The sequence below is a fragment of the Clostridium tagluense genome, assembly GCF_003865095.1.
Lineage (GTDB): Bacteria > Bacillota > Clostridia > Clostridiales > Clostridiaceae > Clostridium_AD > Clostridium_AD tagluense.
Genome location: NZ_BHYK01000002.1, coordinates 250,666 through 277,184 on the forward strand (window position 1 = coordinate 250,666; position 26,519 = coordinate 277,184).

A 26,519-nucleotide genomic window follows, 5' to 3' on the forward strand; every position below is an offset into this window, starting at 1 on the left:
AATAAATTAATATTCTGATAGTCTTTTTAATATTATTTAGGAATGCGAAGTTATAAATAATTTATAACCAAGGTATTACATCTAACCTATAAAGTTTTGTATGGCAAGAAGTGCTTTAATATCTATTTTTTCCTTGGAAGTAATCAGATTTTTAGCTTCTTGCTTTGATAATAGCATAATCTCAATATCCTCATCTGGTTCTAAATAAGCTTTTGATATTTCGCCAAGGCAAGTGCAATAAACTAATGCTGCAGATTCATCTGTCATACCAGTTGATATGTATGCCTTAGATTTGGTCTTATTATAATCAATTTGAATTAAATCAAGTCCTGTTTCTTCTTTTAGTTCACGCTTAACTGTAGTTTCAAAGTCCTCACCCGGATCTATAAGGCCAGCAGGGATTTCATAAACATAATCATTAAGAGGAATTCTAAATTGCTTTATAACCACTAATTTATCTTCAGTGGCATGAGTAGCTTTATCTACATAAGTAGCTTTATCTACGTATGTAGCTACTATTATAACAGCATCAATATTGTCTTCTGCTGCATTAAAATAATTGTTTTTTAAGGTATCTAAATCTTTTCTAGAAGCAATGGTCCAATTTCTAGGTTTCCCGTTTTTATTAATATACTCTGCATTATAAAGTTTTAAATACTTTGTATCTGCTAGTGTTGTAATATTTGTTATTGCCATTACATCATCTCCAACCCTACTTCAGTTTATTTAGTTATTCAAAATCTTCTGGTTTTAAATTATTTACATAACCTAAAACTACATCTAGTGAATTAGAGGAGTACATTGCGTCTGTGCCACCTTTATGATAATAAACTGCAAAACGATCATTTTTAAAATAAAAGATGTGATAACTTCTAGTGCCTACCTGTCTATGACCTAAGCAACTTTCATCATCTAAAATAAGTTCATTGAGTATTTTGTTTCCAACATTTATGTCTTTTATGACAGCTAAACTGAGAAAACGAGGTTCAAAAGTAAATTCTTTCATTGTGTTCATTTTAATTCCTCCTTTATACAATATATATATAATAATATCACTTTGTAAGAGTAAAAACAAATGGATACTAGCAATATTTGCAACAACTGGGTTTAAGTATTAATAGAAAATATAATGAGAATTTGTTATAATAGGTATGAAATTTGAAATTGTGAAAAAACATATATAAATTAATATGGATACAGTTTTTGGAGGGGGAAAAAATGTTTTATTTTGTGAGAGACATAGAAGAAAATGTGATGAACATAAATCATTTGCAAGAGATTCCATTTCTGGAAGAGGCTATATATAATATGTCCTTAGAGAAATTGATAAAAGAGTATGAAAATATAAAAAAGTGGTTCATGATTAATAAAATGGCTAGCCATTTTCAGCTTAAAGGTGTTGCTGGGGAAGAGTTGAATTTTTTTCTTATAGATAATGTTCCTTATGATGATATGGACTATACTCATGATGTTCTGCATAATAGAATTAAACAAAAAATGGGATGCCAATTTGAAGAATATGAATTAAATTTGAAATTAAGATTAAGTAGGACATGCTCAAGAATTTTATTCAATATTAAAATTAGTTCTATTTTAAAAGATTGGACATAAAGTGGATTCCACATGGCAAGTAAAAAACACCTAAGCAAAATTAGTTTATTTATAAATTAAAACAAACCACATATAAATATAATTTAAATCATTTATAAAAAAAATAATTTAAAGCGCATAAATGTAGCAATTTATTTTGAAATCATATAAAGTTAATAAGGAAAAAGACAAAAAAAGCATAATTACTATATAGAAAAAGGCATATGTGTTAAAACTTCTATTTCATCTGTAGATTTATTTTTTTTAAGTACCATATATTCAACTATAAGCATATCCAGCTTTCTGCTGACAATTAATTTCTCTATACTCATGTCATGTTCATCAAGGGTAGCGCACATTTCATTTAAAACGTCTCTCAATGTATCGATACAGGTTTTAAGCTTATCTTCAGCTAAAATTCTCATTATGTTTTCATCCATAAACAGCCTCCTAATATATATACTAAAAAATTAGTATATATATTATCCATAATTTATTATATATTAAAAAAAGCAAATACATAATATGCTAGCAGCCTATAAATAGAGTTAGCATACTCTGTATTTGCCTTTAAAAAGGGTTATTTATACTTATTACCTTGCAAGGTGCGGTAATAATAACTTTATAAGACTTTCAATTATATTGACTTCCTTTTCTGAACATTTATTAATTAATGAATGCAATACATTATTATTAGTATTTATGTGCGCTTGTTCAAAAAACAAATAGTCAATTGAAATGTGTAAACATTCTGAAATGTTTATCAATGTACTAACACTCATTTTTCTTTCCCCTCTTTCAATTTGTCCCAAGAAATAGGGGGAAAGGTTTAAGAGCTCTGCTAATTTTTCTCTGGTCATATCAAATCTTTCTCGTTCCAGCCTTATTCAGTTTCCAATTTCTACGTAATTAATTTCATTATTCATATTACCCACCCTCTATAACCTTATATATTAATAACCCTATACAATTCTACATAAAAACCTTCAATATATAAATAAGCCCACTGCCTACAATTTTTATTTTACATCAGTAATATTTGCAAATAAATCCCAAATTTAATAAAGTAGATTGACCATTTTACTGTGTTATGTGTAATTTTTGTTTTCTTATTCTTGTAGTTTACTCAATTCTTGCTTATGTAATACATTTGATTTTAAAAAAATAAAGTATGTAAAGTTTTTTTTAGTATATACGATATAGATAATGTAGGGAAATAATTTATAAAAAATGGGTGATAGTCATGGCATTATCTACAAATATAATTAATAATACGTTATTAAATCAATATGGAGTGCAAATAAAAAATAATAATAAGATTTCTGATGAAAGTACAAAGAGTTTTGAGGATGAAAAAGCAATGCAAGAATTAGCCTTTCAAACAATGCTTATTCAAATAATGGGTAGCTCTGGTAATTCAATGATGGCAGAGGTTATGTCTAGTGCACTATCAAAGCAAGATTCTTTTAATTTAGATGATTCATTAGGTACTATGAGTAATTTTAATTCAATTATGAGAGGTGCCACGCAGTCATTATTAAATTCTGATAACAAAGGTGAAGAAAGTAAATTCAGCGGTTTAGGTAATATATCTGCTAAATATGAATCTAATGGTAATCCGGGGACAATAAGTAATACACCAGGAGATTATGGTGGAAAGTCTTATGGGGCCTTTCAGTTTTCTTCTAAAACAGGGTCTTTAGATTCTTTTGTAAACTCATTGAGTGAAAAAGACAATAAAATTTATTTAAAATTAGCAGGAGCAAAAGCTAAGGATGGTAACAGCTATGGTAAAAACTTCGATACTGCATGGATTAGTATTGCTTTGTCTGATAAAGATAAATTTTTAAAGTTGCAGCAAAATTGTGTGAAAGGAGATTATTATAATGCAGCAGCACAAGCTTTAAAGTCAAAATATGGTTTTGATATAAATAAAAAAAGTGATGCATTAAAGGAAAGTTTATTCTCTACAGTAGTTCAGCATGGTGTAGGAGGAACTTTATCTGTGTTCTCAAAATTGAATTTAAATAATAGTGATGGTAATATCATAAATGATTTGTATAATGAACGCAAAAAGGTTGATGTTTATTTTAGAAGTAGTTCGGCGCAGGTAAGACAAAGTGTATACAATAGGTTTACGCAAGAAAAGCAAGATATGCTTAATATGTTAAATGGAAAATCCGTTTAGCAACATTTCAAAAGGTAAGCTAATGTCTAAGTAATAAATGTCATTAATGACCTAAAAATCATATAATCGAAGTTTATAAGATTAAGAAAACCAGTAGATTAAATATTCTACTGGTTTTTTAAAATTAATAAGAAAGTATCCAATATAAGAAAATGCAAAATTATATTCCGAATAATCATATAATATGTTAATATATACATATTATGTTTCAGATTTGTATTTGATTGAATTGACAGTATATAGGGAGGCTTATAAAATGAAAAGTATTAAAACTAGGATTACCACATTTATATGTTTAATAGTTGTATGTGTACTCTGCTTTTCTACATTTACAGGGTATTTAATTTCTAATAAATTGATATTAAAGGAAGCTACAAGGAATCTAATAGTAACTAGTGAGAAGTATTCAAGTATAATTGATGGATGGTTAGCACTTCAAGGGAAATTGATGGCAGATACGGTAGGTGCTATAGAATTTAATAGTAATTACAACAACAAACAAATAATAAATTATTTAAAAACTAGACAAGCAGTAAATTTAGAAAATAGTATAGATGTATATATAGGATATAAAAATAAAGCAGTATTATCTGCTAGTGAATGGGTTCCTGAAGTAGGTTACGATTGTACACAAGCGGATTGGTACAAGGCAGCTTCAGCTAGCGACAAGGTAATATATACCGCACCCTATGTTGATAAAGACTCGAAGAAGATGGTTATAACTATTGCTAAAAGCATAAAAAAAGATGGAAAGGTTGTAGGAGTAGCCGCATCAGATATAAGTGTAGCGTATCTTGCAGATATAGTTGGAAATGCAAAACCTATTGATAATAGTTATGCTTTTCTTTTAGATAGGGAAAATAATATTATTGTTCATCGTAATAAGGAGTTTATAGCAACTGAGAATAAAATTCAAAATTTAGGTGTAATTATGAATGGAAGCTTTAGCAAAATTGTTAATAATAAAAATGACAAAATTACTGAAGTTAATACTTTCAAGGATTACGATGGAGAAAATAAATATTTTGCTATTACGAGTATTCCATCAACTAAATGGAAAATAGGATTTGCTATTCCTGTTAGTGAATTTAGAAAACCTTTAAGAGTGTTAATAATATCTTTTGGAATTGTAATTTTAATTTCATTGATAATATCTTTTGGGCTAGCATATTTAACAGCTAAAAAACTATCTGACCCTATACTTGATATTTCAGAGATTGTTAAAAAAACTACAAAACTTGATTTAGCCTATGATGAAAAAAATGAAAGACTATTAAAGCACAAGGATGAAATAGGCATCATGGCAAAAGCTGTAACAGAGCTAAGAAACTCTCTAAGGCAAATAAGTTCAGCCATTAAAGAGAGCTCGGGAGAAGTTATTGAGGCTTCTAATAATCTATCAAAGGCTACAAATAAAAGCACTCAAACCATAAACGAAATTTCACAAACTGTAGATAATTTGGCAGAGGGAACTTCGCAACAGGCTAGCAATGCAATGATTGCAACTGAAAAACTTGAAAGTTTTGCACTAGAAATTGATAATGCTGTCCACAGTGCTAATTTAGTTAAAGAATATTGGGATAAAACAGATGATATAAATAGTAAGGGCATAAAATCCATGGAATTACTTGCGTATAAGTTTAAGGAAAGTGATGAAGCCATAGGTGAACTGGAAACCAATATAAATCTTCTTTCTAATAAATCAAGCTTTATTGGGAAAATTGTAAATACTATACAAGCTATAGCAGAACAGACTAATTTACTTGCACTAAATGCAGCTATAGAAGCTGCAAGGGCTGGAGAAAGTGGAAAAGGATTTTCAGTAGTAGCTGATGAAGTTAGAAAATTAGCTGAGCAAACAGCTAATTCAACTAATGAAATAAGTGGGTTAGTAGAAGAAATTCAAAATGAAATAAGGGATACTAAAGCTAATATGGATAATGCTTCAAACATAAACATTGAAGCCAATAAAGCTATGCAGGGAGCAGAAAATGCATTTACCTATATTAAGTCATCTATTAAGGATACCGTAATACAAATAAATGAACTTAACAATAATATTAAAACAGTAAATGAAAATAAAAATATAGTTTTAGAAGCTGTACAAGATATTTCTGCTGGTTCAGAAGAATCAGCTAGTGCCACAGAGCAGGTTAGTTCTAGTGTCCAAGAGCAAGCTATGGAAATGGAAAATGTAGCACAAGCATCAGAGCAATTAAAGGTTGTTTCAGAAATACTTGATTTAATGGTAGGAGAATTTAAGTTATAGAGGTGTAAAAACAATAATATTTCAAAGTGATCCACTTCCATAAGTGGGGCTTACCTTTTGTATTTAAACTTATGCTTGCGTGTGACCTAACGTTATTATATATAGTAACGGTATAGTTTTAAGTATAAATATCTACTAATTTTACGATTGAGAGGAGTTTATAGATGAAAGTACCTACTTTAAAACAAGCAACTGAATTTATCAAATATGCCGAGGAAAAGAATCCTGGAGAATGGATAGCACATTCATATAATGTAGCGAAAGCATCTAAATCAATTGCAAGGGAGTGCACTGATTTAGATGGTGATATTGCCTATGTCTTAGGATTACTACATGATATAGGTAGATACGAAGGGCGTGTGCAAATGCATCATTCTGTAAGTGGATATGACTTCTTGATGGGTAAAGGCTATGATGATGCTGCTCGCATAGCCCTGACGCATTCATTTATACTACCAGATATTAGAGGGTATGCCGGGAAAGTTGATTGCACTGAGGCTGAATTAACTTTTATTAAGGACTATATAAAAAGTACAACTTATAATGATTATGATAAGCTTATTCAGTTATGTGATGCAATTGCGTTGCCAGAGGGTATATGTTTGATGGAAAAAAGATTATTAGATGTAGTTATGAGATATGGTATAAATGATTTGACTTTAATAAAATGGAAAACTCAATTGGGTTTGAGTGACTACTTTAGCAAAAAAATTGGTAAGTCAATTTATAAGGTTTTAGATGGTGTCATTGAAACGACTTTTGGATTCAATACCATGATTCAAAATAAGTAATATATATAGATATACTTAACATAGATTCTTATATTTTATTAATATAGGTTAGTTAATAAGCCAATGCTATGGTATCAAATAAATATTTGATACTATAGTATTTTTTATTATAATGCTTAACTTTAATTCTGTATCGTTTATGGGCTTTGAATAAAATTATTTTGATGTTAAACTTCTAATATATGATTTATAGATTTAAAGGGGGCAACTATTATGAGAGAAATAGTATATGAAAATTATTTTTGGCAAAATGATTTAGTAAGGTTAAGAGCTTGGAGTCCTGAAGATTGGGAATGGGACTATTATAATAATTTTGATACTTCTGCAATGAGATTAGGAGACTGTGAAGTTCCATTTCCACCAACAGTCTTAGAATCTAAAAATTTTTCGGAGAAAATTGCGAACTTATCTAATAATACTGGGAGAACTTATTTTGCTATAGAAACATTAGAAGGCACTATTGTTGGTAGAATTAATTTTAATAATAATGATGAAAGAAATGGAACCTTTGAAATTGCTTTGTTAATTGATAGAGATTATAGAGGTAAGGGATATGGAACAGCTGCCATGAAAATACTTCTTCAATATGCTTTCATGGAGAAAAGATTAAATAAATATTGTGGGAGTCTTTTGGAGGGAAATATAGGATCTGTTGCCATGCACAAAAAACTAGGGTGTCAACAGGAAGGGCTTTGCAAAGAAAATATTTATACAAATGGACGATATTGTGATGAAATTCTATTTGGATTGACAAAAGAAGATTATTTAAAAATGATAGATTTTACTAATTACACCAAGAGGTAATTAAAGGAGACATATTGTGAGGGATTATATAATAATAAGCGATTATATGGATAATGAAAGATATAGTTCAAGCTTTAACAAATTATCAATGGAAATTTTTGAATCTGATCCTGAGAAATGGTATGAAAAAAATCTTTACTATAATAGATGTAATTTTTACTCCTGTCTATATGAAGATCAAGTGGTTGCAAGTATATCTGTAAATAAAATGGATTTACTTGTAGACGGACAAAAGAAAACAGCATTACAGCTATCGGGTATAATGACACATCTTGACCATAGAAACAAAGGATTATCATCAGCACTAATTAATCATATTATAGAAAAATATGAGAATGAATATGATATTATTTATCTTTTTGCCAATGATAGTGTTTTGAACTTTTATCAAAAATTTGGATTTAAGCAAATCATTGAAGGTGCCTATGAATTAGATGCAAATGAGATAAATAGAAAAGAAAGTATGATAAGAAAACTTAAAATACATGATGAAAATGACTGTAACACTATATTAAGAATTATAGAAAATAGACAACCGATATCTAAAAAACTTGGAGTATTTAATGATCTATGGCCTATACATATTTTCTGTATGTATGTACATAACGATGATATGTACTACCTAACAGATGAAGATACTATAGTAATTGCGACAAGAGAAGATAGCTGCGTGCATTTATATGATGTATTAAGCCTAACACATATTGATTTAGATAATATTATTGAAAAAATTGTAACCATAGATGATGATAAAATAGAATTTCATTTTATTCCTGAAAGCAATAAATACAATATACTTAAAATTTCAAAGGAGAGACCAGATGACTGGTTGTTTGTACGGTCTAATAATACTTCATTTAATGAAGTGTTATTTCCAATCACCTCTCAAACATAAAACATATACAATTATAGTTTTTTAATATGGAGTAAAAAACTAGTGTGCTAAAACACCAATGGGTTTTATTTTAAGATGCAAACTTAAAAATTCACAGTATAAATCAGAGATGATTTATACTGTGAATTTAATTAAGAGATGATTTAATAAAAAAAGGCTACGCTGTAGACTTTGAATACTTTAATAGTGGACATGATTATTTATCTTGGGGTGAAATTTTGGCTAACGGATTAATTTCACTTATGGGGGTACAATAATGACAACAGATTGTTTAGATTCATGTAAAGGTTTTGATTTCCACAACGGGGTAGATTCCAAACAATGAACTATACTACAATAGCCCAACATAAAAATAATTTTGAATTTAAGGGAAATTAAGTATAAAATTATTTGCTAGTATTAAAATAGGATATATACTATTTAATGTATTGAATATTAAAAATAAAACATACTAGTTATAAGAGAAAAATAATAGTGTTATGAAAAATTTTATATTAGAGGGGGGGAACAAAATGAAAAAGTTCACGAAAATAACTTCTATATTATTAACAGCTGGATTATTGATTAATAGCTTCAGTGCTGTTGCACGAGGTGCACAAGTTGCACGAGGTGCACAAGTTAAATCCGTAACTGATATATGTGTTAAGCAAGGCTTAGAAATAGGCAAAAGCACATCAGGATTTAAGCTAGAATCTAAAAAATGGATTGAGGATATACAATCTACTGCCATGATATTCAAGCACGTTAAAAGCGGAGCAAAGCTCATTTATTTGCAGAATGAGGATGAAAATAAGGTGTTCTCAATAAATTTCCGTACACCAGTGAATGATAATACGGGTGTTAATCACATTATTGAACACTCAGTTTTATGTGGCTCAGAGAAATATCCTGTTAAAGATCCATTTTTAACTATGGCTAAGCAATCATTGAATACATATATAAATGCTCTTACGGGCACAGATTTTACAATGTATCCAGTGGCAAGCAAGAATGAAAAGGATTTCAATAATTTGATGAGTGTCTATTTGGATGCAGTTTTCTATCCAAATATAACTAAAGATCCTAGAATACTTAAACAAGAAGGTTGGCATTATGAAGTTAATAGCAAAACAGGTGAGCTAAATTATAATGGAATAGTATACAACGAAATGAAAGGTAATTATTCGTCGCCTCAGGTAATACTATCAAATGCTATTAATGGATCACTTTTTACTGATAATTCATATAGTTATGAATCTGGTGGTAACCCAGATAATATTCCTGATCTAACATACAATAAATTTATAGAAACTTATAAAAAATACTATGTTCCATCAAATAGTTCTATATATTTATATGGAAAATTAGATATTGAAAATACTTTAAAATTTATGGATGATAATTATCTAAGTAAACTCAAAAAAACAACTGTAGATAGTGTAATTAAATTACAGAAGCCTTTTGAAAGAAAGGTTGAAAAAACAGAACTATATCCAGTAGCTAAAGATGCAGATATCAAAAATATGACTTACCTATCATCTAATTATATGATGAATAAGGTAAAAGGTGTAGAAGAAGTTTTAGGGTTTCAGATTTTGCAAGGGATTCTTTTGAATGCTGAAGCTTCACCTTTAAAGAAGGCATTAGTAGATGGTGGCATTGGAACCAATGTTTATGGGAGTTTTAATCCATCAACGCAGCAACCAATCTTTAGTATATTTGCAAGTAATGCAAATGAAACAGATAAATATAAATTTGAAAATATTATTGATGATACTTTAAAAAAGATAGTGAAAGACGGTTTTGATGAAGAATTAGTAAATTCGGTATTCACTGCTGTAGAATTTGGGTTGCATACCCAAAATTCAGATGCGAATAGAGGCATGAATTATATGGCTAATGCTATGAATTCCTGGAACTATGATATGAGTCCTACGGAATATTTGGAGATAACGCCAGCACTTAATTTAATAAAATCTAAAATATCTCAGGGGTATTTTGAAAAATTAATTCAAAAATATTTATTAGACAACAAACATAAGTCATTAGTTGTATTAAAACCTTCTAATGGATTAAATGAAAAAAAAGAACAATCCCTTAAAAATAAACTTGCAGAGTATAAAGCATCACTATCAGAAATTGAGCTAGCTAAGATTAAAAAAGACACCCAGGAATTGAAAAAGTGGCAGGACGCAGAGGATTCAAAAGAGAATTCATCAAAGTTACCAACGCTTTCTCGAAAGGACTTGAATTCAAAAGCAGAAGAAATCCCAACAATAGAAAAATTAGAGGGAAATATAAAAGTATTAAGTCATCCTATGTTTACTGATGGCATTATTTATTCTAATATATATTTTGATAGTTCAAAGGTGCCTCAAGACCAAATATTATATTTGAAATTACTTGCTAATGTTTTAGGAAATGTAAGCACTGAAAAATATGATATTATGCAGCTTTCAAATAAAATGATGAAGGATACTGGAGGAATTAGTTTTAATTCAACAGCATTTAAAAATGATACGAGTACCAATGGATATGCTCCTAAAATGATTGTTTCAGTAAATGCCATGAATAGTACATTACCAAAAGCATACGAGCTTTTAGATGAAATAATGAATCATAGTAAATTTGATGATAAGAAGCGAATGAAGGATTTAATTAAAATGGTAAGAACCAATTATGAATCTATGTTTGTGAATGGAGGTAATAGCCTCGCAATGGAACGTACATTATCTTATTTATCAGATAGTGGTAAGTATAGTGACTTGGGTTATTTACCTTACTATGATTTTATTTGTGATTTAGATGATAACTTTGATACTAAATTTGAAAAAACTGTAAAAAATTTAAATAGTGTTCGGAATATTGTATTTAACAAAGAGGGATTAGTGGTAAGTTATACTGGTGATGAAAAAAATTATGCTAAATTCACTGACAGTCTTAATTCTTTCGGGAAAAAAATTGAGGATAAAAAATTTCCAAGGCAAGAATACAAATTTGATTTTTCAAAAAAGAATGAGGCTTTTGTAATTCCGTCTCAAGTACAATATGTGGTTAAGGCTGGAAGTCTTAAAAGTGCAGGATACAAATATAATGGAAAGATGAAGGTTATTGAAAATATTTTAAATAGTGATTATTTATGGAAGGAACTTAGAGTAAAAGGTGGTGCCTATGGTGGAGCTATGAATTTTACAAAGGAAGATGTATTATTCTATTCTTATCGTGATCCCAATTTAAAGGAAACCTTAAATACCTTCGATGAAGCTGTAAAATTTTTAAGAAACTTTAAAGCGGATGAAAAAGAAATGACTAATTATATTATAGGAACAATAGGAAGTATGGATGGGTTAACGGGACCTTACGATAAAGGCGCAATAGGGGACAATATGTATTTTTCAGGCACCACTAAGGAGGATATTCAAAAGCTACGTGATGAAGCATTATCCACCACCCAGGAGGACATAAAAAACTTTGCGGATATATTAGAAGTTGTAATAAAACAGAATTTGTATTGTGTTGTTGGTAGCGAATCTAAAGTAAATGCAAATAGTGATTTATTTGATAGAATTATAGTTCCCATTAAGAATTCTAAATAAGAATACTTGCCCAAATATTATTAGAATTGAATTGGGGTTAGTAAATAAATAAAAAAATCTAGTTGAATTACTAGATTTTTTTATTTTTAGGGGGATTTAAAATACTCTTTACATTAATTACTAAATCACTGCAAAGTAGCTGTAAAACTAAAGCGAGAATATAGTGAGAAATTAATTATGCCACTATAGTATGTACCAATGATATGTTATAATGTAAATATATAGTATATTTGCAATTAAGGATGTGTTGGTTAATGAATTTAATAAACAACAGATATAGAATAATTACAAATTTAACGCAAGATAGGATTAAATCATCTTACCTTGTTTCTGATGTGATAAATAATCATGAAAAAATACAATTAAATATTATTAATTCTGAATTTGCATCAGAAAGTTTGATAAATTTTTATGTAAATGAATTTATAACACTATCAACTATAAATCATGCAAATATAAGTAAAGTATTTGACTTTGGTCTGGTTCATTCTATTGATAATAAAAAAGTAAGTAGTAGTGAATATTTTTACACAAATGATTACCTAGAAGATACGGTGAAACTGCATGAATTAATTACTAATATAAATGAAAATGAAATTCTAGGAATATTTATGCAGCTATGCAGTGCATTAAATTATCTGCATATTAGAGGTTTTATTTATGGAGAAATAAATATTAATAATATAATGATTTCATATAAAAACAATGAATATAAGGTTAGTTTTGTAGATTTACCAACCATAGAAGCCCAAAATCAAAACTATGATCATAACAATATAGGACAACTCAACTTTAAATCACCTGAGTATCGTATAGATAATAAAAAAACAATAGCTGCAGATATATATTCATTGGGAGTAGTGTTACTTGCCTTATGTAAAATTGACATACATCAAAATTCAAATATAAATCAAAGCATTTTAAAACTTGCGAATAAGGCTGAAGATAAGTACCATGAAAGTACTGAAGCCTCAGATTTTTATAGTAATTTAATGATAATTGTAAAAAAAATGACGCAACAAGATTTAGAGCAGCGATATAGTAATATAAATAAAATTGTTGAAGATATTAATTATATTTTTAATAAAAAATATGTGGCTTATATAATTGGTGAAATAGAAAAATTGAATTTTAAAACTAAAATAGTAGGTAGAGATGCTGAAATTAAAGAAATAATAAGTGCTTATTACAATTTAATTGTGCCTAATGCATTAAATAAAATTATTTTTGTTCATGGTGAACAAGGAATTGGTAAAACGAGACTATTAAAAGAAATCCAGCATTTGCTTTATTTGAAAAAAGCTAGTGTATATGCTAGTTTTGCCATAGAAAATCCACATAGTAAAAGTAATAAAGCTCTTGTAGATATATTAAGGAAAATAATATCATTGTGTGATGAGGAAATAGTAAAAAGGTATCAAAGTGAATTAATAAAATTCATTCCGGGACTTGGTGCGGAAAATAATATTGTGGCTTCAGAAAATTTAGTAGGGGAAAAAGAAAAATATAGGTTAATTAGTAGGGTATATAGCTTTATTAAAGAGTCTACTAATAATAAACCTACCGTATTTATCATTGATAATGCTCATTGTTTAGATGAATTTTCATTAGAACTTTTAGAGTATATAAATTTACAAAATAACAATGAGCAAAACATAATGATTATTTTATCATATAACAATGCTGAATTTATTATAAATAATAAACTTAAGCAATTATCAAATAAAAAGTCTAGGAACTTGAATCTTGATTTAAAGAATCTAAACAATGAAGAAACAGCTATTATGATTCAACAAATACTTAGTATGCCTAAAGTGCCGATTAACTTTGGAGAAAAAGTTTATGATAAAACCTATGGAAATCCGCTATTTATAGAAGAAACATTAAAAGATTTTATGGCTAAAAAAATCCTTTGTATAAATAAAAATAATGCTAAATGGCGTGTTTCTTTTGAAACTGTTGATGAATTACCCATTGCATCAACAATGGAGCAAGCATTGTTGAATCAAATTAAGCAAATTAACAAAGATAGCTATGAAATTCTAAATGCTATAGCTATTTTTAATACTGCTGTTTCAATCGGAGTGATTGAAAAGGTTTTAAATACTGCTAAAAAAAGAATAGAGGCTTATATTGATGAATTATGCTCTAAAGGGATTTTAATTAAAAAAATTGAGGATATGGGCTTTGTATTTGATTTTTATAATAAAGTGCTTAAAAATCTAATATATAATAGATTAAGTGAAGAGCAGAGGAAAGTGAGACATCAGTTTGCAGCTTCTGTATTGGAAGATTTATATCAAACTCAAGGGAGAGAATATAAAGAGGAACTTATATATCATTTAGAAAAGGCTAATGATAAGGAAAGGCTTGTGAAGTATTGCCTTGAATTTGCAGAAAAAATGAAATCACTTAGAATAATGGATGAAGCAATTTCTAAGTATAAAAAAGTATTATCCCTCTTATCGGATGAAGATAGTCAAAACAAAAAAGCGGAAATTATTCTTAAAATAGGTGATATTTATTTAGAAATGGGAAATTTATCAGCTGCGCTAAAAACTTATAAAAAAACCTATAGATGTTCAATGAATTTAGTGGAAGTAAAAATCCAAGTTGATTGTGCAAATAAAATTGCATATACATGTATAAGAAGAAATGAAGTAGAAAAGGCAATGCAGTATATAAAAAAATGTGAATCACTATTGCTAAATGTTGAGTACATGGAAGGCTACCTTGAAAATAAAAAAAATCTTGTTAATGTATATACTGCAAAACAGGATTACCAAAAGGTCTATGAAATATGTACTAGTTGTATAGTAAAATGTGGAAATGATTATATAAAATACAAAGGGCTTATGTACAATAATCTTGGGATAATGTACTCAGAAACTTCTAGAGTAATTGAGGCCTTAGAGTGCTATAGAAAGGGACTTTCGTACTTTGAAGAAATAAATTACCCGGAAGGCATGTGTCGTTGCTTAAATAATCTAGGCGTGATTTATGGAGACCATTATGGAGATAGTGAAACAGCCATTAGCTATTATAATAAGATCATAGTAATTTCGCAGGAAAATAGTATTATAGAATCAGAGTTAATTGCTTTAGTTAATTTAGCAACTATTTACTGTGATAAGTTTGATTATGATGCTGCGCTAAAATACTTTAAAGATATACTGGTAAAATCGAAAAACATTGAATTAGAAGGTAACATATTTTATACCTACAACTATCTTTCCTACGTTTCTTCAAAAATGGGCAATAATAAGGAAGCATATGAATATCATTTACTAGCACAAAAGGAGCTAGAACAATATCCTATACAAGGTAAGGATATCTCGCTGTATTATCAGATGGGAGCAGAAATTTATTTTGGAATAGGGGATATTAAAGCAGCTTATGATTTAATAAAAAAAGCCTTGGAAATATATAATAATGATGGTACAACTCAAGATGGTAATAGTAAATTATTATTATTTGTTTTAGAAATATATAAAACTGAGGGAATAGAAGACTTAAAGAAAAGAATTGAATATGTAAAGGCAATAATCCAGGGATATAAGAATAATACGAATAAAATTAATGGACTATATGAGGTTTGTATAGTTTTGTTTGAAAAAGGATATCAGGAAGAAGCCACTAATTTATTTAAAATCCATTCTGCTAGTGAACTTGATAGTTTAGTTGATATAGTTAATATTAAAAAATTGTATTTAGAAGGATTGATATGTAAAGACAAAGGTAAAATAGATAGTTTAATATTAGCCTTAGATTTATCTAAAAAAATTAAAAATAAACTTTTTCAATGGAAAATCTGTAGTGCTATTGGAGACTACTATTTTTCGCAGGTGGATTATTTTTATGCAGTAAACTATTACTTTGAAGCCTGCGAGATAATTAAAGATTGTACGCTACAACTACCAGAGCAGTTAAGAACTAATTATATTAATTCTTTTAATATGATGAAGCCTTTTAATATGATTAAAGGGGTAAGTAAGGCCCATGCATATAACAAGGTGTGCAATTGGGAAGAGAGTAGAATCACTATTTCAAACAATAGGGATTTAACAGCTCTTTTCGATTACAGTGCTTTTAGCCAAATTTTAAGTAATAAAAGTTTTATTGAATCAGCTCAAAAAATATATAGTTCCATTCTACCAGAGGGGATTCATAATATAAATGACATAATTACTAATATGTGTGAGGAACCATTGAAAATATTAGATGTGATTACAAAACTTATTTCAAGTATTGTGCTATCTACTAGGAGTTTAATTATTTCTGAGGGGAATAACAATGAATACTCAGTTGTTGCTTCTAGTGATGGGAATCATGATATTACAGATATAAACCTAATTTTACAAAGAGTACGGGAAAGTAAAAATTTTATATTAATTAGTGATGGTTTTAATAGCACAAAAAATATAGAATTCAGAATTATTCCTAGTGGTATGAGTGCGATAATGTGTATACCAATTTTAAGAAAGAAGCATTGTTATGCAGAAAACTCAAAGATGGCCACTGAAAGAGGTAATGAACCATTTAAATTGGAAAATATAAAGGGGTATTTATATATGGAGTCTGACAGAGTGCTGAATAATTTTAATAAGGAAAGCTTGAATAAATGTTCCGACTTAACCTCATTTATAAGTTTCATAATGGAAAATTATTTACTCCAAATCAGTTCTTCCATTGATAAGCTAACAGGAACACTTACAAGGCGCTTTCTCGAGGAAGCACTATCTGAAAATGTTGAAAAGGGTAATGGATCTTTAGAAGTGTTCTCAATTATAATGTTTGATTTGGATGATTTTAAAGGTGTCAACGATAGGTTTGGTCATCAAACTGGAGATCAAGTACTGAGAGATGTTAGTAAAATCGTTATGGATTCAATTAGAAAGATAGACGTATGTGGACGATATGGTGGAGAAGAATTTATTGTTATTTTACCTGGTACAGATACCACTGACGCAAATATCGTTGCTGAAAGAATAAGACAAAACATTGATAATAAGAAAATACTAGGTTCTAAAAGAGAGTTAACTGTGAGTGTGGGTATTGCTACTTACCCAAAACATGGAAAGTGGAAAAAAGAATTGGTAGAAAAAGCTGATCAATCACTATATGTGGCTAAGGCCAAGGGTAAAAATAGATGCCAAATCTGGGAAGATAAGTTTCACGGCATCGTAAAGGGTAGTGATAAACTATCAGGAATAGTGTCAGGAAATGTAGTTCAAGATTCAAGAAATGTACTAGCCATGGTAGAGTTAATCCAAATGATTAAGGAGGATTGTGATTTTGAAACCAAAATATTCAATGCACTTGGAAGAATAATTGAAACTACTGAGGCACAAAATGGTATGTTGTTTATAGTGAATAAAAATGAAATTACTGAAAAATTTGGAAGAAAAATTTTTAAGGAAAGTTGGATTGAAGTTAAAGGCTATAGTGGAGATATAATCGATTCTGTAATTAAAGATAAGCAAGGTAAATGTATAATAGATTGGGACGCTATAATAGATTACGATTTAGTAACTGGAATGCCAAATTGGAAGTCTGTCTTAGCTGTCCCTATAATTAAATCAGGAATTGTCCGTGGGATACTTTATTTAACTGTTCCTATTAAAGTTAAGGAATTTAAATTTGAAGATTTAAATTTTGTAAATACTTTGGGTCAGTTGTTAGTGGGTATGTTATAAGATGTTTAAAAGCAGTAGAAATCTATTGCTTTTAAACATCTTATCTATAATATTTAAGAAGATTCCATTATTCATAGTTACTAATATTAAGTATTGATTGATCTTCAAAAAATGTATTTGTATTATAAAGCATTAAAACATCTGTGATATTATAGTCTTTTATTAGAGCACTTACATCATCTGAATAATATCTTAAATCAACAACTATTATTTCACCAAAATGAGAAGTTAAAAAGGGTATAAAACAGTTGGCATAAGAATCCTTTATGACTAAAAGATGCTTATTATTAAGGTTCATAGTGCTTGTCTTTATAATAGGATGATTTCCACCTAGAAATACAGAGTACTTATCTTTGGTATTTAAACTGCTGGAATTAAATAAACTGGCACTCTTTTTTTTCTCATCAATGTAATTTACTAATATATCTTCGTGAGTTTTTGGTAAATATACAGTAATTATGTCACTATCTACATTTTTAACTCCAGCTCTTGAGTAAAGTGTTCCGTAAAATTTGTTATTAACCTCAGTAATATCATAATCACTTATATCTTTTGGTGTTATTCCGGAACTTTTGCAAAATTCTAAGTATGCATAATATGCTCCGTATGTTGTCCAATGGTGGTCAGTTTTATAATATATGTATTTGTCCTTATTTTTATTTAATGTATCAAAAACATTTATTGATTTTATATCTTTATCTAAGCCAGAATAAAATTTATTTATATACTGTAGTTGATTCTCTACTGGAGCAAAGGCAGGTAATTTATCTTTTAAAACTTCTACTTTGTTCGGAACTAACATAATATACTTAGATAATTCTTTGTTGTCATGACTGAAAGTATTTATAGCTTTTAGTTTTTCAGCAAAATCCTCTTCGGATGGCTTATTGAACTTATCTATTAAATAGCTATCATCTCCTAAATATACATCATTATTTTCTTTTTTTCCAGTAAGTATCTCTGCTTTTGATTTTACATTTATCCAAAAGTTTCTAAGTATAAATTGATCTGAGATGTACTTTTCATACTTTGAAGTAAATCTGTTATGTAACAAATTATTTATCGTAAATTTAGGCTTATTCTTAAGCTTTCTATTCTCCTCCTCGGAAAAATCTTTGCTTGGAACTATAATATTTAATATCATTACACTAAATATAAATGATAAAAATATTAAAGTAAGGGATTTTATATATATCCTATTATATTTTTTTCTGTTAGAATTAAATTCCATATTTATTATCACCTTTTCTTATCTAAAATCTAAAGTATAAGAATGGATTAAAGCTTTGGTTTACAAGGTATGCCGTAGATAAAAATAGTATAAAAATACGATTGAAAGCCATTACTATGGCACCTCTTGCATTAAAGCGACTTTTAATCTTTTTATCAAAATTGTACATAACTGGGGTTGCGCAAAGTACTGCTACTGCAAATATAATGAAGTTTGTATAAAAATAATATATAGCTGTATTATCGCTAAAGGCATTTCCGCTAAGTCCAAACATTACTTTTATATAACTTAGTGCATCACTTAATTTATTCATATCGAAAAATACCCATCCTACTATAACAATTATCATGGTATATAAATTTGAAATGCACCTTGGAAGTTTTTCTAAAAGCTTTCCTAGAAGGATTTTTTCGGAAAATATAAAAAATCCGAAATATAGACCCCAAAATATAAAATTCCAACTTGCACCATGCCATAGTCCCGTTGCAAACCATACTATAAATAAGTTTCGCAGCTGCTTTATTAATGGAACCCTGTTACCACCTAAAGGAATATAAAGGTATTCTCTAAACCAACTTCCCAGAGATATGTGCCATCTTCTCCAAAATTCAGTCACACTTCTTGATATGTAGGGATAGTTAAAGTTTTCAATAAATTCAAAACCAAACATTTTTCCAAGCCCTATTGCCATATCAGAATATCCACTAAAATCAAAATAGATTTGAAGTGTAAAGGCTATGATTCCAAGCCAAGAGGATATAACTGATACACTTGAAACTTCCATGGATTTTATAATTGTCCAAACCATTCCTATGTTGTTAGCAATCAATACCTTTTTTCCAAGACCTAGTATAAATCTCTCTATACCTTCTGAAAATTGATTAATGTTTTCTTTTCTATTTTTTAATTGGATGAATATATCACTGTATTGAACTATTGGGCCTGCAACTAGCTGTGGAAACATAGTTACATATGCCCCGAAATCTATAATGTTCTTTTGAACCTTTACTTTATTTAAATACACATCTACTACATAGGATATAATCTGGAATGTATAAAATGATATTCCGACTGGTAAAGGAAGCTTTTGGACAATTATATCTAATCCAAATAATGCATTCATATTATCTACGAGGAAACTAAAATATTTAAAAAAAGCTAATATCCCTAAATTAACAACCAAGGTATTTATAAATATTAGCTTTGAAAGCCTCTTACGTTTTCTATGTTTATTTATGAGCAAAGTACTTATATAATCAAATATTATACTAAAAACCATAAGGCTTATGTATACGGGCTCTCCCCAGCCATAAAATATAAGGCTTGCAACTAAAAGAGTAAAATTTCTTATTTTCTTTGGGGAAAAATAATATACTGTAAGAGTAAGTGGTAAAAATATAAAAATAAATATTAAACTACTAAAAACCAATTATAGCCACTCCGATTCATGTCGCCATTTTATTTGAAACTTTCATTAACGGCGGTTGTTATTTTATCTACATCTTTTGATACATTTAATATTATATATTTTCCTTTAACCTCTAAATTATGATTTTCCAAAAGCTCGTATTGATCTGGACTATAATCTTTAAAGCTGCTGGATTGTTTCTCAATTCTGCTTTCAATGCTTTCTAGTAAATCATCTATATCATCTTGATTTTTAACCTTTAATATAAGTATTTCGTTTGCTTCCATATTGCTCTTTGGCGCATACAATGCAAAATCCTCTAATCCTGTAGTGCTTATGGAATAAAGCTTTCTAAGCTTAGTTTTATTACCTTTTTCCATTGGTGATAAATCTGAAACCTTTTGAATACAAGCTATTATCTCAGGTATTTCAGGATTTTTGGTTTGGATGAGAGCGCAACCTTGAAAAATTGCTCCCATAAAAGGAAGTAAACATAAAACCCATATTTTATTTGGTATTCTTATTTGTATCTTCATATTTATCATCCTTATATAATTCATATTAATTCTCTAATTGACTTCTTAAATAATCTAACCATAATCCATAAAATTTCATAGTAAAATGCATACCATCTGGTTCGTATATATCTGTTATATCACCAGGGACAGAGCGTATATCTATGTAGTGCACATTTTCTTCCTTAGAAACTTCAATTACCTTTTCCACAAACTTATCTATTCTACTTTGTGAAAAATTTTTATCTTTATTCTGAACTTTAGCTTGTACAGGCGTTAAAGATTGAAGGTATATTTCAGCATTAGGAACTGTTTGATTTATATCTTGTATAAGTTTAATATAGTTATTTTTAAAATCATCGGGGTTTTCAAACAAACTTAAGTCGTTCATACCATAAAGTATAAATATTCTTTCGGGATTGATGCTGGATAATTTACTTAATTCCTCCTTTGCAGTTATAACATTTAGTCCTTTTTTAGCTAAAACAGAAGATTTATTTACTATATTATAAAAGTCTAAGGCTTCAGTTATAGAATCTCCCATAAAAACAGATTTTTCAAAGTAAATCTTATTGCTTGCTTTTGTTAAATTAATATCCTTCTTTTCATGGTTTAATTTATGATTTTGGATTATTTTGTTCTCAACATCAGCAGTATTTACCTGCTCCAATTTTTGCAAAACAATATAATTCTTTTCTATTAGTTCCTTTCCCTTCGTATACTTTAAATAAGATTTTACTGAAAAATAACATAATATTAATACAGTTAAAAGAATTAATTTAGGCAGGATTTTTAATCTTTTTTTCGTTCTATTATTTGTCATATTATTACCTCGTATAACATTATTCTATAAAATATTCATAATATTTTTTTAGCCTATTCATAGAATATACTATTTTCGAAACATAATGATTACAAAATAGTTAATTTTCTAAGAGTTAATAAATTTTATATGCAAGGTTTTAATATTTCTTATTTGTGATATAATAAAAGGATTAGAAATTTTAAAGAACTAGGGAGAAAATATGTTAAAAGAAGATATGGTATTACAAATATTTAATGAAGGAACTAGTGGTAAAAATCATGCAGGCGGGCAAAGGGTTCTTAATAATGATTTGGTTTCTTCTGTTGATATTACAAATGAAGATAAATTAATATGCATAGAAGGCAATGTAATTTCAGAGAAGCTTTTTAATGAATATCACACGAAAATTGAGATGGATACAGAGAGAAAAAGTATTTTTACTACCTCCTGTAGTTGCTCTGATTTTGAAAATAATGAGTTTAAAAAAGAAAATTATTGTTGTAAGCATTTAGTGGCTACCTTTTATAGTGCAGTGGAGGATTTAGCCAGTCATCCGCTTTTAAAAGAAGAGGATGTGGTGTGCCTTCCTATATTTAAAAATAATAGCAATGTATTAGCTATGCTTTTAGGGGATGAAAAACATAAGGACGAAACTAAAATAGAGGTTTACATAAATAAGAACCAGTGGACTAGCAGCCTTAAAGCAGAGTTTAAAATAGGATTAAACTCTATGACATCTAATAATCTTTACATTTTAAAGGATATCAATCACTTTTTATTAGCCTATGATAATAACATTCCTATAAACTATAGTAAAAATTTCACTTTTAATAGGTCGGATCAAAGATTGAGCACAAAAGATAAAAGGCTTGTGGATTTTATTGAAATGTTAAAGAGTATGGAGTCCTCCCAAAGGACTACTCACAGAAGTGAAGATCGTTATATAGATGGGAAAAACATAAATATTCCTAAATTTTTAACGCGGGAATTTTTTGAAATTATAACTAAGCATAGGGTTTATTTAAATGAAGGCTTTTTTTCAAGGCCTGTAGACACAGAGATTTTATATGAAGCACCGGCCCTAGATTTTGATTTGAAGCTAATTAAAGACAATTATGTGCTTAAATCTTTGAACGGAATGCCTGTGGCTTTAGGTTCTAAAAACGATGTTTTTTTGTATGGAAGCAATATATATCTTCCAGATTATGAGTTTTGTTATAAGATAAATCCTTACCTCCAAGTTTTTAATGAGGCCAGGGTGGTAACTATGACAAGCATGGAGGAGGAGAATATATTAAGACGACTTGTTCCAGATCTTAATTTTTTGTCACCTCATGTTACACTATCTAAGTCCATCAAAGACAAGGTAGTGATGAGTAAGTGTGGGTTTAATTTCTACTTTAATCAAGAAGGAAAAGATGTAACCTTAACATTAAAGGTTAAGTACGGAACTTTTGAGTTTAATATTTTTGAGGATTGCAGTGAGAAAATAATATATAGAGATTCAAAAAAAGAAGCTCAGACTACTTCAATTTTAAAAGCCTTTGGATTTCAAGAAATAAAGAATAAGTTTTATTTCACAAAAGGCGAGGACTATATATTCAAATTCTTTAAAAGTGATGTGGAAAAACTTCAAGAAATAGGAGACGTTTATTACTCTGAAAACTTTAAAGGGATAAAATCTTTAGGGAAGTCCGGGATTAGTGGAGATATTAAAAGTGGAAAATATAATTATTTTGAAATGGATTTCAAAATAGGAGATATTAAGCCAGAAGAAAGTATAAATATATTAAGGGCCTTTAGAAATAACCTTAAATACTACAAGCTAAAAAGTGGTGAGTACCTTGATCTGGAGGAACTGGAGCTTAATAAATTCTTAAAGCTTTTAGATGTTATGACCCCGGCTGATATCGAAAATAATCATATTGAAATATCAAAAAGTAAGGGCGTTTTTCTAGATAGTTATTTAGAGGAAAATAAAATTAGATATATAAAAGGAAAAAAAGAGTTAAAAGAAATAAAGGATAAGCTTAAGAATGTAGAAAAATTGAATTTTAAAGAGCCCATGGATTTAAAGGGTAAATTGCGAGAGTATCAAAAAGTAGGATACAATTGGTTTAAAACTTTAGATTATTTAGGGTTTGGTGGAATTTTAGGGGATGAAATGGGTCTTGGTAAAACCATTCAAGCTATTACTTTTATATTAGCCAGTGAGGGAAGTAAGACTTTAATTGTAGCACCTACTTCCTTAATATATAACTGGATAAGTGAGTTTGAAAAGTTTGCACCTAGGTTAAAAGTAACTGCAGCTAATGGGTCAAAGGAAGAGAGGCAGCAAATAATAAGTAATATAGAAGAGTATGATGTTATTATAACTACTTATAATCTATTGAAGAGAGACTCCGAAAATTATAAGCTATTAGAGTTTGACTATTGCATATTAGATGAAGCACAAAACATAAAAAATCCAAATTCTCAAAACGCAATAGCCGTGAAAGAGATAGTGGCAAGGACAAGGTTTGCTCTGTCTGGTACACCAATAGAAAATTCTCTTATGGATTTATGGTCTATATTCGATTTTATAATGCCAGGATACCTATATGATGAAAAGAGATTTAGTGTAAGATATCATAAAAAACTTAAGGAAAGTCCTGAAATATTAGAGGATTTAAATAGGCTTATAAAACCTTTTATTCTAAGGCGGAGAAAAAAAGATGTTTTAAAGGAATTACCTGATAAAATAGAAAAAGCACTAATAGTGAGCTTTGAGGAGGAGCAAAAGAAAGTTTATAAAACCTATGCAAATCATGCTATGGAGATTATTGAAAATAAAGTAAAGAGTGACGAGTTTAAAAGCAGTAAAATAGAGATACTTTCTTATATAACAAAGCTAAGACAATTATGCCTAGATCCTACAGTGCTCATGAATGATTATAATGGTGGTAGCGCAAAGATAGAAGCACTAGTGGAACTTCTTCATAAGAGCATAGAGGAGGGGCACAGGGTCCTTGTTTTTTCTCAATTTACTTCTGTCCTTAAAAATATACAAAAGAGACTTACATCTGAGAAAATATCCTTTAGTTACTTGGATGGATCAGTTCCTTCAGAGAAAAGAATGAATTTGGTGAAATCTTTTAATGCTGGCGTAAACTCTGTATTTTTAATAAGCTTAAAAGCTGGTGGCACAGGTCTGAATTTAACTTCAGCAGATGTAGTAGTTCACTTTGATCCTTGGTGGAACCCAGCAGTGGAAGAGCAGGCAACAGATAGAGCTCATAGAATAGGTCAAAAGCATGTGGTGGAAGTTGTAAAAATTATAGCTAAGGGCACCATAGAGGAAAAGATTTTGTCACTTCAAGAGGAGAAGAAAAAGCTTATATCCTCTCTTATGGGAGATGAAATGGGAAGCGGTGAAGGCTTTTCAACCTTAAGCGAGGAAGAGATATTTGGATTGTTTGAAATGAAGGAATAATAATGCATAATGCATTTATAAAATGCTCCCATTTTACAAGTGGGAGCATTTTGCTATTTAACATCTATAGTCATGTTTTTTAATACAGTATAATGACATTTATACCATTCATTATCAGGGTCTATTTCATAGGCTATTTCTGCAAATCGTAAGGCCATTATGTTATTTCCCATAGCCATATATACTTCAGACTTTCCAAAGTAGGCAGCACTTTTACTTATATTAATTTCAATTGCTTCATTATATATTTCAAGAGCTTCTTTTTTATTGCGAAGTGTTAGTAGCATATTAGCTTTACCACATAGTGCCTCATAAAAATCAGGACACAGGTTTAAGCAAGTTTCAAAACATTCTAAAGCCTCTCTAAAATCATTAAGAAGAGCTAAGAACTCTGCTTTTTTAAAATATATATTTATATTTGAAGCATCCTTTTCAAGAAGCTTTTCACAATAGTAAACGCATTTATCAAAGTCACCAGTTAAATCATGTATGTCAATTAACTTCCAATAACCTTTTGCATCACCAGGAACTAGTTTTAGGTACTTTTTTATGCATTTTTCTGCTTCGCAGGCTTCATACATATCAATATGAGCTTGACCTTTCACAAGATAGGCCTGTGCATAATCATTATTTAAAAAAATGGCTTTATCAAAGTCTTTAAAGGCTTTTTCAATTTCGCCATCATTAAAAAGCCCTTTGCCTCTTTCTATATATTCGCGAGCTAGAGTATCATTATTGTTTAAATTAATATTATTTTTCATTAACCTATTCCTTTCATGTATCTTCATATATTACAATTATTGACACAAAATAAAACAGTATACATGAAATCCATATGGAATAAAATTTTTTTTGATTATATATATATAAGGTTCAGACTTGTTATTTATATGAATGTGTTTTATAATATTTCTAACAATTACATAGATTTGAACAAAATAAGAAAAGGAATAAGTTTAGAGTAGTCACGGAAAGTAACATGTAAAACTTGATTTTGTATAGAGTTCATTATAAGGCTATAAATTTTATGTTCAGAGAGCAGTTAGGAATAAAAATAGGCATAGCAAACAAGCCTACACGATGCAGGAATTTTTAGAAAAAAGCATTCAATTGTCAAACAGCTACTCTAATAAATTTAAAATGCTAAAACCTAAAACTTTAAGCCTTGCATCTAGATGAATATTAATTCCAGCAATCATAGTCATAAATGAATAACGTTTTTTACCATGTATTCGTAAAGAATGAATTCTATAATCATTAAGAATACGATTATTTATACG

18 protein-coding genes are annotated in these 26,519 nt (G+C 29.0%); 9 read left to right on the forward strand and 9 right to left on the reverse strand.

What is annotated here, in order from left to right:
* Positions 1-81: 81 nt before the first annotated feature.
* Complete coding sequence (locus Ctaglu_RS02625; protein ID WP_124997772.1) at positions 82-696, reverse strand: NUDIX hydrolase; 615 nt, start codon at positions 694-696, stop codon at positions 82-84.
* A gap of 34 nt (positions 697-730) precedes the next feature.
* Positions 731-1,015, reverse strand: coding sequence for a hypothetical protein (locus tag Ctaglu_RS02630; RefSeq protein ID WP_124997774.1), 285 nt, complete (start codon positions 1,013-1,015; stop codon positions 731-733).
* Positions 1,016-1,218: 203 nt separating this feature from the next.
* On the opposite strand from Ctaglu_RS02630, the gene Ctaglu_RS02635 reads away from it, so the two are divergent.
* Positions 1,219-1,611 (forward strand): hypothetical protein, encoded by a 393-nt coding sequence (locus tag Ctaglu_RS02635; RefSeq protein ID WP_124997776.1) that lies wholly within the window; start codon positions 1,219-1,221, stop codon positions 1,609-1,611.
* 185 nt (positions 1,612-1,796) lie between these two features.
* Here the strand turns inward: Ctaglu_RS02635 and Ctaglu_RS02640 are convergent, their stop codons facing one another.
* Positions 1,797-2,030, reverse strand: coding sequence for a Spo0E family sporulation regulatory protein-aspartic acid phosphatase (locus Ctaglu_RS02640; protein WP_124997778.1), 234 nt, complete (start codon positions 2,028-2,030; stop codon positions 1,797-1,799).
* Between the two features lie 153 nt (positions 2,031-2,183).
* The gene (locus tag Ctaglu_RS02645) at positions 2,184-2,477 is read right to left on the reverse strand and encodes a helix-turn-helix domain-containing protein (RefSeq protein ID WP_307720459.1); all 294 of its coding nucleotides are present in this window, start codon (positions 2,475-2,477) and stop codon (positions 2,184-2,186) included.
* Positions 2,478-2,833: 356 nt separating this feature from the next.
* Here Ctaglu_RS02645 and Ctaglu_RS02650 point away from each other — a divergent pair, with 356 nt between their 5' ends.
* From Ctaglu_RS02650 to Ctaglu_RS02680, 7 genes are all read left to right on the forward strand, one after another.
* Positions 2,834-3,778, forward strand: coding sequence for a VgrG-related protein (locus tag Ctaglu_RS02650; protein ID WP_124997780.1), 945 nt, complete (start codon positions 2,834-2,836; stop codon positions 3,776-3,778).
* Positions 3,779-4,034: 256 nt separating this feature from the next.
* Entirely contained in the window at positions 4,035-6,047 is a 2,013-nt protein-coding gene (locus tag Ctaglu_RS02655; protein WP_185732574.1) for a methyl-accepting chemotaxis protein, read from the forward strand.
* 164 nt (positions 6,048-6,211) lie between these two features.
* Positions 6,212-6,838, forward strand: a complete 627-nt coding sequence (locus Ctaglu_RS02660; protein WP_124997784.1) for an HD domain-containing protein — start codon at positions 6,212-6,214, stop codon at positions 6,836-6,838.
* Positions 6,839-7,051: 213 nt separating this feature from the next.
* Positions 7,052-7,642: a GNAT family N-acetyltransferase gene (locus Ctaglu_RS02665; RefSeq protein ID WP_124997786.1), complete on the forward strand. Its 591-nt coding sequence runs from the start codon at positions 7,052-7,054 to the stop codon at positions 7,640-7,642.
* A gap of 16 nt (positions 7,643-7,658) precedes the next feature.
* On the forward strand, positions 7,659-8,537 hold the full coding sequence (locus Ctaglu_RS02670) for a GNAT family N-acetyltransferase (RefSeq protein WP_124997788.1): 879 nt from the start codon (positions 7,659-7,661) through the stop codon (positions 8,535-8,537).
* A 512-nt stretch (positions 8,538-9,049) separates the two neighbouring features.
* Positions 9,050-12,112, forward strand: coding sequence for an insulinase family protein (locus tag Ctaglu_RS02675; protein WP_185732575.1), 3,063 nt, complete (start codon positions 9,050-9,052; stop codon positions 12,110-12,112).
* A gap of 254 nt (positions 12,113-12,366) precedes the next feature.
* Positions 12,367-17,808 carry a diguanylate cyclase gene (locus Ctaglu_RS02680; RefSeq protein ID WP_185732576.1) on the forward strand — a complete coding sequence of 1,814 codons (5,442 nt, stop codon included), beginning with the start codon at positions 12,367-12,369 and terminating at the stop codon, positions 17,806-17,808.
* A gap of 67 nt (positions 17,809-17,875) precedes the next feature.
* Here the strand turns inward: Ctaglu_RS02680 and Ctaglu_RS02685 are convergent, their stop codons facing one another.
* Genes Ctaglu_RS02685 through Ctaglu_RS02700 form a run of 4 tightly spaced genes read right to left on the reverse strand, consistent with a single transcriptional unit; the run spans position 17,876 to position 21,785 of the window.
* Positions 17,876-19,039, reverse strand: coding sequence for a DHHW family protein (locus Ctaglu_RS02685; protein WP_124997795.1), 1,164 nt, complete (start codon positions 19,037-19,039; stop codon positions 17,876-17,878).
* A 22-nt stretch (positions 19,040-19,061) separates the two neighbouring features.
* Positions 19,062-20,468 carry an MBOAT family O-acyltransferase gene (locus Ctaglu_RS02690; protein WP_124997798.1) on the reverse strand — a complete coding sequence of 469 codons (1,407 nt, stop codon included), beginning with the start codon at positions 20,466-20,468 and terminating at the stop codon, positions 19,062-19,064.
* A 29-nt stretch (positions 20,469-20,497) separates the two neighbouring features.
* Positions 20,498-20,983: a DUF4358 domain-containing protein gene (locus tag Ctaglu_RS02695; protein WP_185732577.1), complete on the reverse strand. Its 486-nt coding sequence runs from the start codon at positions 20,981-20,983 to the stop codon at positions 20,498-20,500.
* A 25-nt stretch (positions 20,984-21,008) separates the two neighbouring features.
* Positions 21,009-21,785: a GDSL-type esterase/lipase family protein gene (locus Ctaglu_RS02700; RefSeq protein ID WP_124997802.1), complete on the reverse strand. Its 777-nt coding sequence runs from the start codon at positions 21,783-21,785 to the stop codon at positions 21,009-21,011.
* A 202-nt stretch (positions 21,786-21,987) separates the two neighbouring features.
* On the opposite strand from Ctaglu_RS02700, the gene Ctaglu_RS02705 reads away from it, so the two are divergent.
* Entirely contained in the window at positions 21,988-25,239 is a 3,252-nt protein-coding gene (locus Ctaglu_RS02705; RefSeq protein WP_124997804.1) for a DEAD/DEAH box helicase, read from the forward strand.
* 53 nt (positions 25,240-25,292) lie between these two features.
* Here the strand turns inward: Ctaglu_RS02705 and Ctaglu_RS02710 are convergent, their stop codons facing one another.
* A complete protein-coding gene (locus Ctaglu_RS02710) occupies positions 25,293-26,000 on the reverse strand; it encodes a tetratricopeptide repeat protein (RefSeq protein WP_185732578.1) in 708 nt (235 codons plus the stop codon).
* Positions 26,001-26,519 lie beyond the last annotated feature (519 nt).